The 16,502-nt window shown below is 69.2% G+C and carries 17 protein-coding genes; 10 read left to right on the forward strand and 7 right to left on the reverse strand.

The window, feature by feature from the left end:
• Positions 1 to 95 precede the first annotated feature (95 nt).
• The 3 genes from FKQ52_RS12190 to FKQ52_RS12200 are packed head-to-tail and all read left to right on the forward strand — an operon-like array spanning position 96 to position 1,852.
• Positions 96 to 1,175: a site-specific DNA-methyltransferase gene (locus tag FKQ52_RS12190; protein ID WP_141627428.1), complete on the forward strand. Its 1,080-nt coding sequence runs from the start codon at positions 96 to 98 to the stop codon at positions 1,173 to 1,175.
• A gap of 42 nt (positions 1,176 to 1,217) precedes the next feature.
• The gene (locus FKQ52_RS12195; RefSeq protein ID WP_141627429.1) at positions 1,218 to 1,412 is read left to right on the forward strand and encodes a hypothetical protein; all 195 of its coding nucleotides are present in this window, start codon (positions 1,218 to 1,220) and stop codon (positions 1,410 to 1,412) included.
• A complete protein-coding gene (locus FKQ52_RS12200) occupies positions 1,412 to 1,852 on the forward strand; it encodes a type II toxin-antitoxin system VapC family toxin (protein WP_141627430.1) in 441 nt (146 codons plus the stop codon). Before FKQ52_RS12195 ends, FKQ52_RS12200 begins: the two co-directional genes overlap by 1 nt.
• Positions 1,853 to 1,854: 2 nt before the next feature.
• Here FKQ52_RS12200 and mutY read toward each other — a convergent pair whose 3' ends face one another.
• Positions 1,855 to 2,895 carry an A/G-specific adenine glycosylase gene (gene mutY / locus FKQ52_RS12205; RefSeq protein WP_141627431.1) on the reverse strand — a complete coding sequence of 347 codons (1,041 nt, stop codon included), beginning with the start codon at positions 2,893 to 2,895 and terminating at the stop codon, positions 1,855 to 1,857.
• A 21-nt stretch (positions 2,896 to 2,916) separates the two neighbouring features.
• Here mutY and FKQ52_RS12210 point away from each other — a divergent pair, with 21 nt between their 5' ends.
• The 6 genes from FKQ52_RS12210 to FKQ52_RS12235 all read left to right on the forward strand — a co-directional run bounded on the left by FKQ52_RS12210 (position 2,917) and on the right by FKQ52_RS12235 (position 9,906).
• Entirely contained in the window at positions 2,917 to 3,468 is a 552-nt protein-coding gene (locus FKQ52_RS12210; RefSeq protein WP_141627432.1) for a DUF721 domain-containing protein, read from the forward strand.
• A 58-nt stretch (positions 3,469 to 3,526) separates the two neighbouring features.
• Positions 3,527 to 4,162, forward strand: coding sequence for a thioredoxin domain-containing protein (locus FKQ52_RS12215; protein WP_141627433.1), 636 nt, complete (start codon positions 3,527 to 3,529; stop codon positions 4,160 to 4,162).
• 134 nt (positions 4,163 to 4,296) lie between these two features.
• Positions 4,297 to 4,938 carry a thioredoxin domain-containing protein gene (locus FKQ52_RS12220; protein ID WP_141627434.1) on the forward strand — a complete coding sequence of 214 codons (642 nt, stop codon included), beginning with the start codon at positions 4,297 to 4,299 and terminating at the stop codon, positions 4,936 to 4,938.
• A 4-nt stretch (positions 4,939 to 4,942) separates the two neighbouring features.
• Entirely contained in the window at positions 4,943 to 5,581 is a 639-nt protein-coding gene (locus FKQ52_RS12225; RefSeq protein WP_141627435.1) for a thioredoxin domain-containing protein, read from the forward strand.
• Positions 5,582 to 5,593: 12 nt separating this feature from the next.
• The gene (gene smc / locus FKQ52_RS12230; RefSeq protein WP_141627436.1) at positions 5,594 to 9,031 is read left to right on the forward strand and encodes a chromosome segregation protein SMC; all 3,438 of its coding nucleotides are present in this window, start codon (positions 5,594 to 5,596) and stop codon (positions 9,029 to 9,031) included.
• A gap of 44 nt (positions 9,032 to 9,075) precedes the next feature.
• Entirely contained in the window at positions 9,076 to 9,906 is an 831-nt protein-coding gene (locus FKQ52_RS12235) for a DUF6438 domain-containing protein (RefSeq protein ID WP_141627437.1), read from the forward strand.
• Here FKQ52_RS12235 and FKQ52_RS12240 read toward each other — a convergent pair.
• A complete protein-coding gene (locus tag FKQ52_RS12240) occupies positions 9,896 to 10,612 on the reverse strand; it encodes a WecB/TagA/CpsF family glycosyltransferase (RefSeq protein WP_141627438.1) in 717 nt (238 codons plus the stop codon). The genes FKQ52_RS12235 and FKQ52_RS12240 overlap by 11 nt on opposite strands.
• 49 nt (positions 10,613 to 10,661) lie before the next feature.
• Here FKQ52_RS12240 and FKQ52_RS12245 point away from each other — a divergent pair, with 49 nt between their 5' ends.
• Positions 10,662 to 11,138 carry a hypothetical protein gene (locus FKQ52_RS12245; RefSeq protein WP_240811643.1) on the forward strand — a complete coding sequence of 159 codons (477 nt, stop codon included), beginning with the start codon at positions 10,662 to 10,664 and terminating at the stop codon, positions 11,136 to 11,138.
• A gap of 36 nt (positions 11,139 to 11,174) precedes the next feature.
• Here FKQ52_RS12245 and FKQ52_RS12250 read toward each other — a convergent pair whose 3' ends face one another.
• The 5 genes from FKQ52_RS12250 to murD form a co-directional block, all read right to left on the reverse strand.
• Positions 11,175 to 12,308: a mechanosensitive ion channel family protein gene (locus FKQ52_RS12250; RefSeq protein ID WP_141627439.1), complete on the reverse strand. Its 1,134-nt coding sequence runs from the start codon at positions 12,306 to 12,308 to the stop codon at positions 11,175 to 11,177.
• Positions 12,309 to 12,377: 69 nt separating this feature from the next.
• Complete coding sequence (murG, locus tag FKQ52_RS12255) at positions 12,378 to 13,466, reverse strand: undecaprenyldiphospho-muramoylpentapeptide beta-N-acetylglucosaminyltransferase (RefSeq protein ID WP_141627440.1); 1,089 nt, start codon at positions 13,464 to 13,466, stop codon at positions 12,378 to 12,380.
• Between the two features lie 64 nt (positions 13,467 to 13,530).
• Positions 13,531 to 13,836 carry a DUF6289 family protein gene (locus tag FKQ52_RS12260; protein ID WP_141627441.1) on the reverse strand — a complete coding sequence of 102 codons (306 nt, stop codon included), beginning with the start codon at positions 13,834 to 13,836 and terminating at the stop codon, positions 13,531 to 13,533.
• Between the two features lie 63 nt (positions 13,837 to 13,899).
• Positions 13,900 to 15,081 (reverse strand): putative lipid II flippase FtsW, encoded by a 1,182-nt coding sequence (gene ftsW, locus FKQ52_RS12265; RefSeq protein ID WP_141627442.1) that lies wholly within the window; start codon positions 15,079 to 15,081, stop codon positions 13,900 to 13,902.
• Positions 15,078 to 16,502: a UDP-N-acetylmuramoyl-L-alanine--D-glutamate ligase gene (gene murD, locus FKQ52_RS12270; protein ID WP_141627443.1), complete on the reverse strand. Its 1,425-nt coding sequence runs from the start codon at positions 16,500 to 16,502 to the stop codon at positions 15,078 to 15,080. The genes ftsW and murD overlap by 4 nt, the downstream gene beginning before the upstream one ends.

Below are 16,502 nucleotides of genomic sequence, written 5' to 3' on the forward strand. Positions count from 1 at the left end.
GTGACACGGACCCCCGCAGACGCCCCGACCGGTTACCCCGCCTTAACCGTAAGGATTCACCATGCCCGCTCAATCCTGTGCGGGGCCGCGTTTCCATGTCCGAACTCAAGACCGACGTCATCCATCGGGGCGATTGCATCGAGGTGCTGCGCACCCTGCCCGACGCCTCGGTCGACATGGTCTTCGCCGATCCGCCCTATAACCTCCAGCTGGGCGGCGACCTGCTGCGTCCCGACAACTCGAAGGTCGACGCGGTCGACGACGACTGGGACAAGTTCGGCAGCTTCGCCGAGTACGACGCCTTCACCCGCGAGTGGCTGAAGGAATGCCGCCGGGTGCTGAAGCCGGAAGGCTCCATCTGGGTGATCGGCAGCTATCACAACGTCTTCCGCCTCGGCACGGCGATCCAGGACCTGGGCTTCTGGGTTCTGAACGACATCATCTGGCGCAAGTCGAACCCGATGCCGAACTTCAAGGGCACCCGGTTCACCAACGCCCATGAGACCCTGATCTGGGCCGCCCGCAGCCGCGACCAGAAGCGCTACACTTTCAACTACGACGCGCTGAAGGCCTTCAACGAAGACACCCAGATGCGCTCGGACTGGACGCTCGCCCTTTGTACGGGTGACGAGCGGATCAAGGACGCCGACGGCAAGAAGGCCCACCCGACCCAGAAGCCCGAGGCCCTGCTGCACCGCGTGCTGCTGTCGGCGACCAGGCCGGGCGACGTGGTTCTGGACCCCTTCTTCGGCACCGGCACCACCGGCGCCGCCGCCAGGCGTCTGGGCCGCCACTTCATCGGCATCGAGCGCGACGAGACCTACGCCAAGGTCGCCGAGAAGCGCATCAAGGCCGTCATCCCCGCCGCGCCGGAAGACCTGGCCGTCATGGGCTCCAAGCGTAACGAACCCAAGGTGCCGTTCGGCGCCCTGGTCGAGGCGGGCCTGCTGCGTCCGGGCGACCGCCTGTACTGCCCCAAGGGCGAACGCGAGGCCCGCGTCCGCGCCGACGGCTCTCTGGTCGCCGGTTCGCTCAGCGGCTCGATCCACAAGCTCGGCGCCCTGTTCGAGAACGCCCCCGCCTGCAACGGGTGGACCTACTGGCGCTTCAAGACCGATCAGGGCTTCCGCAGCATCGACGCCCTGCGCGCCGAAATCCGCGCGGGGATGCAATAGGGCAAGATTGCGGATCAGGCGCCTTTGCCCATATGATCAGGAATGGCGATGAAGAAACAACGCACCAACGGTGCCGTGGTCAGCCTTAAGGGGCGGGACAAGGACAGCGGCGTATTTGTGCACCGACGCGCCGCGAATGGCACGGTCATCACATCCATGAACCGTGATGTTTACGACACCGCTCTTGCCAATGCCAAGGCGGCTTTGCGCAAGAAGTCCGCAGTCTCCGCAAGCTGATGTCGCACTCACAGACCTACAACGAGGTCTTTGAGCGGCTCGTCACCGACACCGACGATATTGAAGGCTTCATCGCCTACGGTCTCTACAAGCAGGCGAAGCGGGAATGGCTGATTGCATTCCACTCAGAAAATCAGCGCTCGCCAAGTTTGAAAGAGCTGAACGCCTATAACAAAACCTGGACTGACACGTCTCTGCAGGCGCTCCGGGAGAATGCTGAAAGCGCCCTTTCCGCATATGCCGACACCATCATTGATGTCGCGACGCCGGAAATCGAGGCCGAAGCACTGAAAGTTGGGCGGCCGATCTGGAAAGATTTGCTGATCGGGGCCAGTTCGGCCCTCACGTACTCGCTTCTTTTGATTGTCGCTTCCTATCTAATTCAGGTCTTCGGCAACGACATTGCTGATGCCTACCGGAGCTTGTCGCCCGGCGCCTGATCTCATCCCGAAAACGCACCCAGCCCCCGCTCCAGCGCCTTCCTGAACACCGTCGGCAGCGCGCCCAGCGCCTGTTCCACCGGCGTCCAGACGAAGTCGCCCGTCCCCTCGCCCGTCCGCACGTCCAGCGTCAGGCTGAAATGGGTGAAGACGTGCTCGACGAACCCCGCCTCGCGCCAGTCGGCGTCCACGGGCGGTATCGTGTCCGGCGCGGCGCTCCAGTCCGAGGTCGGCAGGCCCAGCATGCCGCCCAGCAGCCCCTTGTCCGGCCTGCGGACCAGCGCCACACGCCCCTGTTCATCCCTCAACACCCAGGCGACGCCTGACCGGCGGGGCCGCTCGGCCTTCTTCAGCTTCAGCGGATAGCGTTCCGGCTGGCCGCCCGCATATCCGGCGCACCATGTCGTCAGCGGGCAGTCCCCGCATAGCGGCGACTTCGGACGGCAGACGGTGGCTCCCAGATCCATCAACGCCTGCGCCCAGTCCCCCGGCCGCTCGTCCCGCACCAGCGATCCCGCCAGCGCGCGCAGTTCGGGCCGGGCCGTCGGCACGGGCGTCTCGACCGCGAACAGCCGTGCCATGACGCGCTCCACATTGCCGTCCACCACATTGGCCGCCTCGCCGAAGGCGATGCCGGCGACGGCGGCGGCGGTGTAGGCGCCCACCCCCGGCAGGGCCAGCAGCCCCGCCTCGGTATCGGGGAACACGCCGCCGTGCCCGCCCGCCACCGCTCGCGCACAGGCCAGCAGATTGCGGGCGCGAGCGTAGTACCCAAGCCCCGCCCAGGCGGCCATGACATCCGCATCCTCCGCCGCCGCCAGATCAGAGACCGTCGGCCAGCGCTCGGTGAACTTCAGGAAGTACGGCGTGGCGTGCGGCGTGGTGGTCTGTTGCAGCATCACCTCGGACAGCCAGACCCGGTACGGATCGGGCCGCCCCCTCGATCCGGGCGGCGCGCGCCAGACAAGCGTCCGCGCATGGACGTCATACCAGCCCAGCAGGGCGGATCGGATCGCGGGCACGTCGGCGGGGACGGAAGGCATCGGTCGCGCTATAACCCGGAAATGCGCCGCACGCTGCCCACTGACGCCGAAGCCCGGGAAATCCTGTCCCGCCGACGCACCCGCCCGGCTCCCCGCCCGGCGCCCAAGGCCGGTCGCGCGCTTCAGGGGCTGATCAAGGAACTGGACGCCAAGCTTGGTCGCGGCGCGGGCGCGCTGGAGCCGCGCTGGCGCGAAATCGTCGGCGAACGGCTGGCCCGCGTCACCCGCCCGCAGAAACTGACCAAAGGGCGCGCCGGCGCCGGGGGCACGCTGGAGCTGCGCGTGGCCGGTCCCGCCGCCCTGCTGGTCCAGCACCAGTCGGAGGACATCATCCAGCGGGTCAACCTGTTCCTGGGGCCCGGCGCGGTCGAGAAGCTGCGCATCGCCCAGGGACCGGTTAAGCCCCTGCCGGACACGCCCGCCGCCCCGGCCCGCAAGGCCGCGACCGCCGCCCCCCTGCCCGCCCATCAGGAGGCCGAGCTGAAGGCCTCCCTCGCCGACGCGCCCGACAGTCTCAAGGGGGCGCTGGAGAAGCTGGGGCGGGCGGTCCTGCGCGAGACCCGCGACACCTGAACCGTTGACAAGGCGGCCTCCGACGGGTCTCGATCCGCCCCGAACCAGAGGGGCTTCCATGCGCAACATCACCACCTTCATCAGCCGCCGCGCGGCCATCGTGACCGCGATCGCGGCCTCGGCCGTACTGGCCGTCGGCTGCGCCAAGGACACCACCGCCGCCGCTGAAGGGGACATGTCGATGGGGACCGGCCCGGTCACCGTGGTCGAATACGCCTCGGTCACCTGCCACGTCTGCGCCGCCTGGCAGCACGAGAACTGGGAAGCCTTCAAGACCCGCTATATCGACACCAACAAGGTCCGCTTCGTCTTCCGCGAAATCCCGACGCCCCCGGCCAATGTCGCCGTCGCCGGCTTCCAGGTCGCCCGCTGCGCCGGTGAGGACAAGTATTTCGACGTCGTCCACGCCATCATGGAAAGCCAGACCGAATGGCAGACGGGCGGCAATCCGCGCGACACCCTGTTCCGCATCGGCAACGGCGCGGGTCTGACCAACAGCCAGATCGAGACCTGCATCAAGGACCCGAAGGGCCTTGAGGCGATCGACGCCCGCGCCCGCGCGGCGCGCGAGGCCGGTGTTGACGGCACCCCCAGCTTCTTCGTCAACGGCACGAAGATCGTCAGCCCCGGCTCGGCCAGCGGCCCGACCCTGAATGACATCGCCGCGGCCATCGACGCCGAACTGGCGAAATAACCCCTGCGGGGTTTCAGACGGCGAAGGGTTGTCGTTGACAAACCTTCGCCGCACCTGTTCTCGAAAGTCCTTGCACGCACGCGCGCGACAGAATCGCGCGATGCTTGGAAATCTCGTCGAGTGAGGACTGCCCCATGACGTTCCGTTACGCCGACATGAGCCGCCGCGCGGCCCTGTCCGCCGCCGCCCTCGCCGCCATGGCGACACTGACCGGCTGTGGCGGCGGGTCTTCCGCCCCCGCCCAGGGCGACATGGCCCTCGGCGCCGCCGAAGGCGCCAAGGTCACGGTCATCGAATACGCCTCGGTCACCTGCCCCCACTGCGCCGCCTGGCAGGAAGAGACCTGGCCCGGCTTCAAGGCCAAATATGTGGACACCAACAAGGTCCGCTACGTCTTCCGCGAACTGCGCACCCCGCCCGCCAACGTCGCCGCCGCCGGTTTCGCCGTCGCCCGCTGCGCCGGTGAAGACAAGTATTTCGACGTCGTCCACGAGCTGATGTCGAACCTGCCTGAACTGCAGGGCGCCGACCCGCGCTCGACCCTGTTCCGCATCGGTAACGGCGCGGGCCTGAGCAACAGCCAGATCGAGGCCTGCATCAAGGACCCGGAAAACCTCAAGGCCAGCGACGAACGGGACCGTCAGGCCCTGCGCGCCGGCGTCACCGGCACGCCGACCTTCTTCGTCAACGGCACGCAGGTGATCAGCCCCGGCTCGAACAGCGGCGCGACCCTGACCGACCTGTCGACCGCAATCGACGCCGAACTGGCCAAGTAAGCCCATGCTGACGGGGCCGCGGCGAACCCTTCTGCTTCTGGCGCTGGCCCTGCCGGCGCTGCTTGCGACGACGTCCGCGCCGTCACAGGCGCAGACGCCCGCGGCTCCCGTCCCGGCCGTCACAGCGGCCGACCGCACGCTGGGCCGCGCCGACGCTCCGGTGACGGTGATCGAGTACGCCTCCTTCACCTGCCACCACTGTTCGGACTGGCACCAGTTCGTCTTTCCGCTCTTCAAGCAGCGCCTGATCGACACCGGTCAGGTGCGCTTTGTCTTCCGCAACCTGCCGACCAGCCCGGACAGCCTGTCCCTGCCCGCCGCCGCGATGGCGCGCTGTGCGGCGCCGGAAAAGTTCTTCGATGTGGTCTCGGTCCTGATGCGCGGTCAGTCGGCCGTGCTGAACGGCGGGCGTCAGGAGGACTGGTACGACCCGGCCATCGCCGTCAGCGGCCGCACCCGCGCCCAGTTGACCGCCTGCGCCGACCTGCCCGCCACGCGCGCCGCGCTGGAGCGGGACATCAACGGAGCCGCCGCCGCCGGAGCGACGACCACCCCCGCCTTCTTCGTCAACGGACGCCGCGTGACCGACCGCTCTCTGGGCGGTCTGGAGGTCGCCGTCCGCGCGGCCGCCGCGGCCCGCTAGGCCCACCCGCCGGTGCAGTTCCAGCGCCTCAGACTCGTCGGCTTCAAGTCCTTCGTCGACGCGCAGGAATTCCATATCGAGCCCGGCCTGACCGGTATCGTCGGCCCCAACGGCTGCGGCAAGTCCAACGTCCTTGAGAGCCTGCGCTGGGTCATGGGCGCCAACTCGGCCAAGGCCATGCGCGGTCAGGGCATGGACGACGTCATCTTCGCCGGCGCCGCCAACCGCCCACCGCGCAGCCACGCCGAAGTCCAGCTGACCATCGACAACGCCCAGCGCCGCGCGCCCCAGCCCTTCACCGACAGCCCGATCCTCGAGGTGTCGCGCCGCATCGACCGGGGGCAGGGCTCGACCTACCGGATCAACGGCAAGGAGGTCCGCGCCCGCGACGTCCAGCTGCTTTTCGCCGACGCCTCAACCGGCGCCAACTCCCCGGCTCTCGTCCGTCAGGGCCAGATCAGCGAACTGATCGCCGCCAAACCCCAGAACCGTCGCCGCATTCTCGAGGAAGCCGGCGGGGTCGCGGGCCTGCACACTCGCCGCCACGAGGCCGAACTGCGCCTGAAGGCCGCCGAGGCCAACCTCGAACGTCTCGACGACATCGGTCGCGAACTGGAGACCACCCTCGGGCGCCTGAAGCGCGAGGCGCGGCAGGCCGAGAAGTACAAGAAGATCTCCGCCGAGATCCGCGCGCTTCAGGCATCGCTGCTCTACGTCCGCTGGAACGACGCCCGCCTCGCCGCCGAGGGCGCCGCGCAGGAACTGGCCGAGGCCGACCGCGCCGTGGTGGAGGCGACCACCGCATCCGGCCGCGCCCAGACCGCCGCCCTGAACGCGCAGGAAGCCCTGAAGCCCGCGCGCGAGGAAGACGCCGTCGCCGGCGCCCTGCTGCATCGCGCCAGCCTGGAGCGCGACCGCCTCGACATGGCCGAGCAGCAGGCCCGCGCCGAGGTCGAGCGGCTGAAGGCCGAGGGCGCCCGCATCGCCGCCGACATCGAGCGCGAAACCGGCATGGCCGGCGACGCTGAAAGCGAGCTGGCCCGGCTGACCGAGGCCTTCGACCGCGTCTCCGCCGAGATCGCCGCCGCGCCCGCGCGAGGCCCGCAACTGGACGCCGCCCTGCTGGCCGCCGAAGACGCGCGCCGCGCCGCCGATGCCGAGGTCGAGCGCGTGGCCGGGGCCGTCGCCGCCGTCGAGGCCCGCGTCTCCGCCGAGAACGCTCGCAAGAGGGACGCCGAGGCCCGCGTCGAACGCGCCAGAACTCAGCTCGCCTCGGCCCAGCGTGAACGCGATGCGCTCGGCCCGCTCGAGACGCCTGAGATCGAGGCCGCCCGCACCGCTCTGGAACAGGCGCAGGCCGCCCTGACGGCCGCCCGCGCCGCCGTCGAGACCGCCGAGGCGGACCGGGGCGACAAGGCCCGGGCCGAACAGGAGGCCCGTCAGGCCGCCCGCGCCGCCGAGGACCGTCTGGGCCGCCTCCAGACCGAGGCCCGCGGCCTCGCCCAGCTGCTGGTTCAGGGCAAGCGCGAGCACGCCCCGGCGCTGGACAGGGTGCAGGCAGACAAGGGCTATGAAGCCGCCCTCGCCGCCGCCCTCGGCGACGATCTGGACGCCGCGCTGGACGCCCGCGCCGCCGCCTACTGGGCCGGGGCGACGGTTCCCACGCCGTCATGGCCCAAGGGGGTGACGCCGCTGGCCGACCACGTCTCGGCCCCCGATCAGCTGAAGGCCCGTCTGGCCCTCTGCGGCGTGGCGGCGAAGGATCAGGTCGCGGCCCTGGCGAAGGACCTGCCCGTCGGCGCCCGTCTGGTCACCACCGACGGCGACCTGTGGCGCTGGGACGGCTTCGTCCAGCGCGCCGAGGCCCCGCGCCCCGCCGCCGTCCGTCTGGCCCAGCGCACGCGCCTGTCCGAGCTCGAAGCCGAGATTGATCAGGGCAAGCCCGCGCTCGACGCCGCCCAGACCGCGCTGAAGTCCGCCACCGACGCCTTCCGCGGGGCTGAGGAGCGGGTGAAGACCGCCCGCGCCGCCCCCTTCCCGCTCGACAAGGCCGTGACCGCCGCCCGCGACCGCGTCGAGGCCCTCGGTCGCGAACAGGCGCGCAAGGAAGCCCGCGCGCAGGCGCTGGACGAGACCCTGACGCGCCTGACCGCCGAGGTCGAGGCCGCCGAGGCCGCCCTTCAGGAGGCGCAGGGGACCGAAGCGCCATCCGAAACCCTCGCCGCCCTGCGCGAGGAGCTGACCACCGCCCGCGCCGCCGCTGACGCCGCCCGCACCGCCTCCGCCACCGCCCGCGTCGAGCGCGACAGCGAGGCCCGCGAGGTCGCCGCCCGCCAGTCCCGCGTCGAGGGCATCAAGCGGGAGCGCGAAGGTTGGGCCGGACGCGCGAAGGACGCCAAGGCCCGCGTCACCGCGCTGGAGAAGGACGCGACCACCACCGCCGCCAAACTCAAGCAGGCATCCGACGCACCCGATCAGCTGGCCGCCCAGCGCTCGGCCCTGCTGGACGCCCTGACCACTGCCGAGACCCGCCGAAAGGCGGCCGCCGACGCCCTCGCCCTGGCCGAGACCGCCGCCGGGGACGCTGACCGCGCAGCCCGCGCCGCCGAAACCGCCGCCTCGCAGGCGCGCGAGGCCCGCGCCGGCCTGGCCGCCCGCGCCGAGGCCGCCGTCGAAAAGCTGGCCGACGCCACGAAGAACGTCGAGGAAACGGCGCAGATGTCGCCGGAGGAGCTGGGCCAGAAGCTGACCGACGACGCCGTCGCTCGCCCCCCCGACGCCGCCGGCGCCGAAAGCCTGCTGTTCGGGCTGGAGCGCGAGCGCGAGGCGCTGGGCGCGGTCAACCTGCTGGCCGAGGAGGAGGCCAACGACTACGGCGACCGCCTGCAGACGATGAAGGTCGAACGCTCCGACCTGACCAGCGCCATCGCCAAACTGCGGGACGGCATCGACGAACTGAACGCCGAGGGCCGCGAGCGCCTGATCGCCGCCTTCGACATCATCAACGAGAATTTCCGCACCCTGTTCGAAGCCCTGTTCGGCGGCGGTCAGGCCGAGCTCAAGTTGGTCGAGAGCGACGACCCGCTGGAGGCCGGTCTGGAAATCTACGCCTGCCCGCCCGGCAAGCGTCTGTCGGTCATGAGCCTGATGTCCGGCGGCGAGCAGGCCCTGACCGCCGCCGCCCTGATCTTCGCCGTCTTCCTCGCCAATCCGGCCCCCGTCTGCGTGCTGGACGAGGTCGACGCACCGCTGGATGACGCCAACGTCGACCGCTACTGCCGCATGCTCAACGAGATGCGCAACCGCACCGAGACCCGCTTCATCGTCATCACCCACAACCCCGTCACCATGAGCCGCATGGACCGGTTGTATGGGGTGACGATGCCGGACCGCGGGGTCAGCCAGCTGGTCAGCGTGGACCTGACGCAGGCTGAGACGCTGGTGGCGTGATGAGGCGCTTGCCTCTGGACCTCATTCTGGCGGGACTGGCGACCGTGGCTGTCGTGGCCGTCCATGCCGCTGACCTTAAGTTTGAGGCTACCGCCTGGCTCAGGCAGGCCCGCACCCTTCCCATGGCGGAACAGCCCCGGCCGCCCGAACTCAGCATCTACTGCCGGGAACCCGGCTGCCCCTGGGGCATGATCCTCTTTGATGTTCTTGTTGACGGCCGGGGCGAGGTCGAGGCGCTTCGTTTCAACGACCAGATCGGGGACCTGTCCAACGCTACCCGGGCCGCCGCCGCCGAGGCCGCCAGGGAGGCATGGTGGCGAGACGCGCGCCCCGGCCAAACCATCCGCAGTTCGCAATGGGTCAGGGTGTTGCCGCCCGTCCGGACACCGACCCGCCACATCCCGTTTCCGGGTACGAACGGAAAGCCGATCAGCATCTTCCTTGAACGCACCGGCTGCTTCGGGACCTGTCCGGCCTATCTCACCACCTTGCGTAGCGACGGCACTGTCTATTTCTGCGGCCGCGCCGGCGTCCGGGCTCTCGGCTGGCAGACAGGGCGGATCGACCCGAAGGACTTCAGCGCCTTGGTCGAGCTGTTCCGCAGAGCCGACGTCTTCTCCCTCGAAGACGAGTACACCGCCGAGGTGACCGACAATCCCACCTACATCATTGGCATCAATATCGGTGGGCAGAAGAAGATAATCGTCGACTATGTAGGCGATGAGGCGGGGATGCCTCCGGTCGTAACCCGTCTGCAGGACGCCATCGACAAGGCCGCCGGAACAGAGCGCTGGATCAAGCCACAGCCGAGCTGGACGGATTTCCGTGCCCCGCCGCCCGACTGCACGACCCCGCCAACGCCCTTTAGCGGCTGAGCACTTCCGTCCTGACGAACCACCCGAAGATCGCCGGCCCCTCGATCACGTAGCGCCGGAACATCCGCTTCGGCTGGCTCAGCAGGCGGTGCAGCCATTCCAGCGACAGCTGCTGGAAGATCTTCGGCGCCCGGTGCTGGCGGCCCGTCAGGAAGTCGATCGACGCCCCCACGCACAGGGTCACGCCGAACGGCCGTCCTGCGGCGCGCAGGGCATGGGCGAAGCGCTCCTGCTTGGGGAAGGAGACGCAGGCCAGCAGCACGTCCCATTCGGCGGCGGCGGCGGTCTTCACCACCGCGTCCCACTCCGGCGTGCCGGGCGTCAGCATCGGCGCTTCGATGAAGGTGAACCGGCGGCCGGGATAGCGGGCGACCAGATCGTCGAACGCCGCCCGGTCCGGGCCGAACACGCCGAAGGTCAGGTCATGGTCCGGCGCCAGCAGGTCCGCCGTCATGTCCGACCCCGGATAAACCGACAGCCGCTTGCCCCGCAGCTTCGCCAGATGGGCCAGAATACGGCTGTCGCAGATCATCAGCGCCGCGCCGCGATAGACGTCCTCGGCCACCCGTCCGTCCATCAGCTTGATCACATGGTCCACATTCGGCGTGACCACATAGCCGTAGGGTCCGCGCGCCATCGCGGCCACCTGCGCCAGCAGCGCGGGGCGGTCTCCGTCGGCGAAATCCAGCGTCATGAAGCGCGTCATGGACGCAAGCCTACTCGAACCCCGGTCAACGTCCGGTTACGATGGCCGGATGAAACGCGTCCTGCCGCTCCTGCTGCTCTTCACCCTGCTCGCCGCCCCGGCGACAGGCCGACCACAGGAGGAGCACACGGGCGAGCATCGTTTCGTGCTGATCGGCGTCGGACGGTTCGCGGTCCTCGCCGACATGGTCTCGCTGGAGCGTGACCGGGACGGCGTCCGTCTGCGCGCCTTCCAGGTGACCGAGGCGGATTTCCACGTCGGCGATCAGGCTTACTGGGGCGGCTGGTCCTGGTGGCGCTTCGACTGCGCGGCGCACACCGCCGACCGGCTGGATTTCGCGGCCGTGAAGGCCGGCGGCGCCGAAGGTCCGGCCACGCCCGATACCGCTCCCGCCTATGAAGCCGTCGAGGGTGGAGACGCCGCCGAGCTGCTGGCCGCCGCCTGCGACCCCGCCTCCGTCGGCCCCTACGGCGTCAGCACGCTGGAAGACGCGGTCACGGTCGGGCGTGAGGCGTTGGCCTCCTAGGATGCCGCTCACCCCCGCGAAGGCGGGATGAGCGGATCAGGAGGGTCGCTCCATCGCCCCGAGCGGAGAAGGATCAAACTCCATCCCCGAGTTCAACTGCCGCTGTCTCGGCAGCGCCTCCGGGCATTCGTCCCGGATAAAGGCCAGCATCTTCTCGCGGATTTCGCAGCGCAGGTCGAAGGCCGTGGGCGCGTTGCGGGCGCTGGCCAGACAGCGGATCTGGGCGACCCGGTCGGTGATGTCGGTCACCTGCAGATTGACGACGTCCCCGTCCCAGCGCGGGCTTTCCTTGCAGATGCGCTCCAGCTCGGCCCTCAGCCGGTCCATCGGCGCCTCATAGTCCACATACAGGAAGGCCGTGCCGATCAGGCGCGCCGTCTCCCGCGTCCAATTCTGGAAGGGCGTGGTGATAAAATAGCTCAGCGGCAGGATCATCCGCCGCCAGTCCCACAGCTTGACCACCACATAGGTCGAGGTGATCTCCTCCACCTGTCCCCACTCGCCCTCGACGATGACGGCGTCATCCAGCCGGATCGGTTGGGCCGTGGCGATCTGGACGCCGGCGATCAGGTTGGTCAGCAGGGGCTGCAGGGCCAGACCGGCGATGATCCCGACCACCCCCGCCGAGGCCAGCAGGCTCATCCCCCACTGCCGCACCGCCCCGATGGTCATGAGCGCCAGCCCCAGCGTCACCAGCGCGATCAGCAGCGCCGCCACCCGCTGCAGGATGCGGGTCTGGGTCACATGCTTGCGGGCGATGAGGTTGTCTTCCTCCGCCAGATTGAAGCGCCGCATGTAGATGATCGCCCACATGTCGGACGCCCCGACGGCCATCCAGCCCAGCGTCAGGACGAAGACGAAGCCGAGGATCTGCCGGATCGTCTCCGACGGGCCGGGGTCCATGGGCGAGACCGTCACCGCCAGCGCCAGGGCGATGATCATCACCATCACCCGCACCTTCAGACGCGCCCGCCCCACCAGCCCGCGCCAGAACAGGTCCCGTTTCCGCACCGCCAGCTTCAGCAGCCAGAACACCAGCTGGTTCGCCGCCCAGCCGATCAGCATGAAGACCGCCACGATCAGCGCGATCACCGCCCACTCGGGCAGCCAGTTGAACTCACGCCACAGGGCGGCGATATCGCGGGACAGGTCGGTCACGAATGTCGGCATGGTGAAGCTAACGCGCGACCCGCCGGATCGTGTCCCTGTTTCTTCCTTCTCCCCTCCGGGGGAGAAGGATTAGCGCGCCGCCGCCTCGACAATATCCGCCAGCCGCGCCGTGGCGTCCGGCAGGGCCGCCGAACGCGCGCCCGCGCTCATGGCCGACAGACGCGCCGGGTCCGACAGGATGGCGTTCAGCGCGGCGGTCATGGCTTCGACCGTCACCGCGTCCTCCAGCATCACCTCGGCCCCGCCCGCGTCCGCCAGACTGGCGGCGTTGAAGCGCTGATGGTCGTCCATGGCGATCTTCAGCGGGATCAGCAGCGACGGCAGGGCCGCCACCGCCAGCTCCGAACAGGTCGAGGCCCCGGCCCGCCCGATCACCAGATGCGCCGTCGACAGGCGCGCGGCCATGTCCCGGAAGAAGGGCGCCACCTCGGCCTCGATCCCGGCCTCCAGATAGATCTGGCGCGCGCTCTCCAGCGTCTCGGGCCGCGACTGCTGCTGCACCTTCAGTCGGCTGCGGATCGCCTCCGGCAGGGCCGCCAGCGCGCGCGGCGCGGTCTCGGACAGGATGCGGGCGCCCTGGCTGCCGCCGGTCACCAGCACATGGATCGGCCCGCCGTCGACCGGCGCCGCGAAGGCCCGCTCGTACAGGGCCCGGATGTCCGGGCGCACCGGATTGCCGATCAGGGTCACGCGCTCCTGAACCTTCTCCGGGACCTTCTGCAGATTGGGAAAGGATGAGGCGATGGCGCCGACCCAGGGGGCCAGCCAGCGGTTGGTCCGGCCCAGCACCGCGTTCTGTTCATGCAGCAGGGTCGGGCGCTTCTGGCTCAGCGCCGCCAGCAGGGCGGGGGCCGACGGATAACCGCCGAAGCCGACCACCACCGCCGCGTCCAGTCGCGTCAGCGCGGCCCGCGCCTGTCCCACGCCCTTCAGGATCGCCACGCCCGCCTTTGCCATGCCGAGCGGCCCGCTGCCCGTGGCGGCGTCCAGCGCCAGCCGTTCCTCGGCCGGGAAGCTATGGGCGTACTGCTCGCCCCGGTGATCGGTGGCCAGCACGATGCGCCAGCCGCGCGCGGTCAGTTCGCGCGACAGGGCCTCTGCGGGGAACATATGCCCGCCGGTGCCCCCGGCGGCGACGACGCAGACCTTCACCGCCATTCCGTCAAGCTGGTCGCCAGCCCCATTCGCAATCCACTTCAGGCTCGATGACGAGCCTCAAGGCTCAGTCGAAGTAACAGGTCGCCCCCGGCGTGGCGCATTGGAACTTGTACCAGTCGGAGATCAACAGATCATAATCAATACCGGAATAGCAGCGGTGGCGCATGGTCTCGGTGTACGCCGTCACCGTGCCGACCGTGTTGCGATGGCCAGAGCAGAATTCAACGTAGGTGCCGACCTGCTCCTGATGGGTTGCGTCGCTGTAGTAGTCGATGATGGTCATGTCGCGCGGGAGCGCCATGCTCGCCGTCGCCGCAAGAGCAAGGCCAGAGGCCACGGCGCCGAGAACCCAGGACTTCTTGATACGCATCACGCAATCCCCTTATGGTTGATCATCAAGACAACCATGGGAATGCGGTCGATGCAATCCTGACTAGGGCAGGATGCGGCGGCGTTCGCCGAGCGTGGCGCCCGGCTCATAGGCGCCCGGACGACGTCGGGTCAGGCTGAGGGCGAACCCCATCGTCAGACCCATGGCCAGCATCGACGAGCCGCCGTAGCTGATGAAGGGCAGGGTCATCCCCTTGGTCGGGATCAGGTTCAGGTTCACCGCGATATTGATGCAGGCCTGCAGCCCGATCAGCATGAACAGCCCGGCGGCCGCCACCTGCTCGAACGGGTCATTCAGCTTCATCGCCAGCCGCATCCCGCGAATGACGATGAAGGCGTACAGGCCGATCATGATCAGGCTCAGCACCAGCCCGAACTCCTCGGCGCCGACCGAATAGATGAAGTCGGTGTGCAGGTCGGGCACGGAGCGCTTCATCACCCCCTCGCCCACGCCCCGTCCGACCAGCCCGCCCGCGCGGATGGCCTCGGACGCGCGGTCGATCTGATAGGTCGCGCCCGCGTCGTCCGAACCGAACCGGCTCAGGCGATCGCGCATGTGGCTGAAGGTGAAGAACAGCGCCACGACCCCCGCCGCGCCGGCGCCCGCCAGCGCCATCACCCACTTCAGCGGCACCCCGGCCATAAAGAAGACGGCCATGAAGGTGGTGGTGATCAGCAGGGTCTGGCCGATGTCCGGCTGGATCAGCAGCAGGCCCACCGTCACGGCCCAGACGCCGAAGGCGATGCTGACGCCCGGCACCCCCTGCCCCTTCTGCGCCTCGGAGAACATCCAGGCGGCGAAGACGATCAGGGCGGGCTTGGCGAACTCGGACGGCTGCAGGCTGAACGGCCCCAGATTGATCCAGCGCGCCGCCCCCTTCACCGTGTCCCCGATGAAGGGCAGCAGGGCCATGATGAACAGGGCGCCCAGCAGGGCCAGCACCGCGATCCGTCGCACGCCGCGCGGCGACAGGAAGGACATGACCAGCATGGCCGCCAGCCCCATCGAGGCGAAGACGATCATCCGCCACGAATAGTGGAACGGATCGCTGATCGACTGGTCAGCCAGAATGGCGGCGGGCGACGAGGCGAAGCTCAGCGCGACCCCCAGCCCCATCAGCATCAGGGCGGCGGCCAGCAGGCCGCGATCCATGGTCCAGAACCACTGGGCCAGCAGGCTCTGATCGTTGCGCGAGAACGCGGGATTATAGCTCTGCTGGGTCATGCGACGCTCGCAGGTGTGGCCCCGAGCGCCAGAACGGCGGCGCGGAACGCCTCCCCCCTCGCCTCGAAGTCCGGATATTGGTCAAAGCTGGCGGCGGCGGGGCTCAGCAGCACCACCTCGTCCCGGCCCGTCGCGGCGGCGGCCTCATAAGCCTGCTGGACGGCCGTCGCCATGTCGCCGCTGATCCGGTGCGGGGTCTCGCCCAGCCTAGCCGCGAACGGCCCGGCCGCCTCGCCGATCAGGAAGGCCTCGACCACCCGGGGGAACAGATCCTCCAGATCATCGATCCCGCCCGCCTTGGCCCGCCCGCCCGCGATCCAGAAGCTACGCTCATAGCTGGCCAGCGCCTGCCGCGCGGCGTCGGCGTTGGTGGCCTTCGAGTCGTTGACGAACCGGACCTTGCCCAGATGGCCCACGGTCTCCATCCGGTGCGCCAGACCGGGGAAGGTGAGCAAGCCCTCGACGGCGGCTTCGTGCGACACCCCGACGGCCCGCGCGGCGGCATAGGCGAACGCGGCGTTCTGGGCGTTATGGCGGCCCGGGAGGGAGCGGGCGGTGGTGATGTCGATGGCGATTCCGTCCGGAGTCCGCAGCACGCCGTCAAACGCCGTGACCGCGCCCATCTTTCTGAAGCCGACCTGCCAGTCGTCCCAGTGATGATGTTTGACCGTCGAGATCAGCGAGACCCTGTCTTCCCGAGCGCTCAGTCCATTCGCGACCTTGAGGCCGAAAGCATCATCGATGCCCACCAGCGCCACGGCCTTCGCTCCCTGCGCCTGGAAGATTCGCGTCTTCGCCTCGACGTACCCCTCCATCCCGCCATGCCGGTCCAGATGATCCGGCGAGACGTTGGTCAGGATCGCCACGTCGGGCGCGAACCTGGTCGTCAGGTCCAGCTGATAGCTCGACACCTCGATCACATAGACGGCGTCCTTCGTCGGCTCCGGCAGGGCCAGCACGCCGATGCCGATATTGCCGCCGACATGCACCGTCAGCCCGGCCTGTTTCAGCACCCAGCCGATCAGGGCCGTCGTGGTCGATTTGCCGTTGGTCCCCGTGATGGCCACCACGCGCGGCCGCTGTCCCTCCGGCAGCGCCGCCAGCGCGCGGGCGAACAGTTCGATGTCGCCGATCACCTCGACGCCCGCGGCCCTCGCCTTCTCGACCGTCCAGTGCGGCTTGGGGTGGGTCAGCGGCGCGCCCGGCGACAGCACCAGCGCCGCGAAATCCGACCAGTCGGCGATCGTCAGGTCCTCGACCGCGAACCCTTCAGCCTCCGCCTGCATCCGGCTTGAGACGCTGTCGTCCCACAGCACCGGCAGCGCCCCGCCCGCCTTCAGCGCGCGCGCGGCCGTCAGTCCCGACCGCCCAAGGCCGAAGACCGCGATCCTCCGTCCTTCAAAGCCGGGGACGGGGATCAT

The organism is Brevundimonas sp. M20 (assembly GCF_006547065.1).
GTDB lineage: Bacteria > Pseudomonadota > Alphaproteobacteria > Caulobacterales > Caulobacteraceae > Brevundimonas.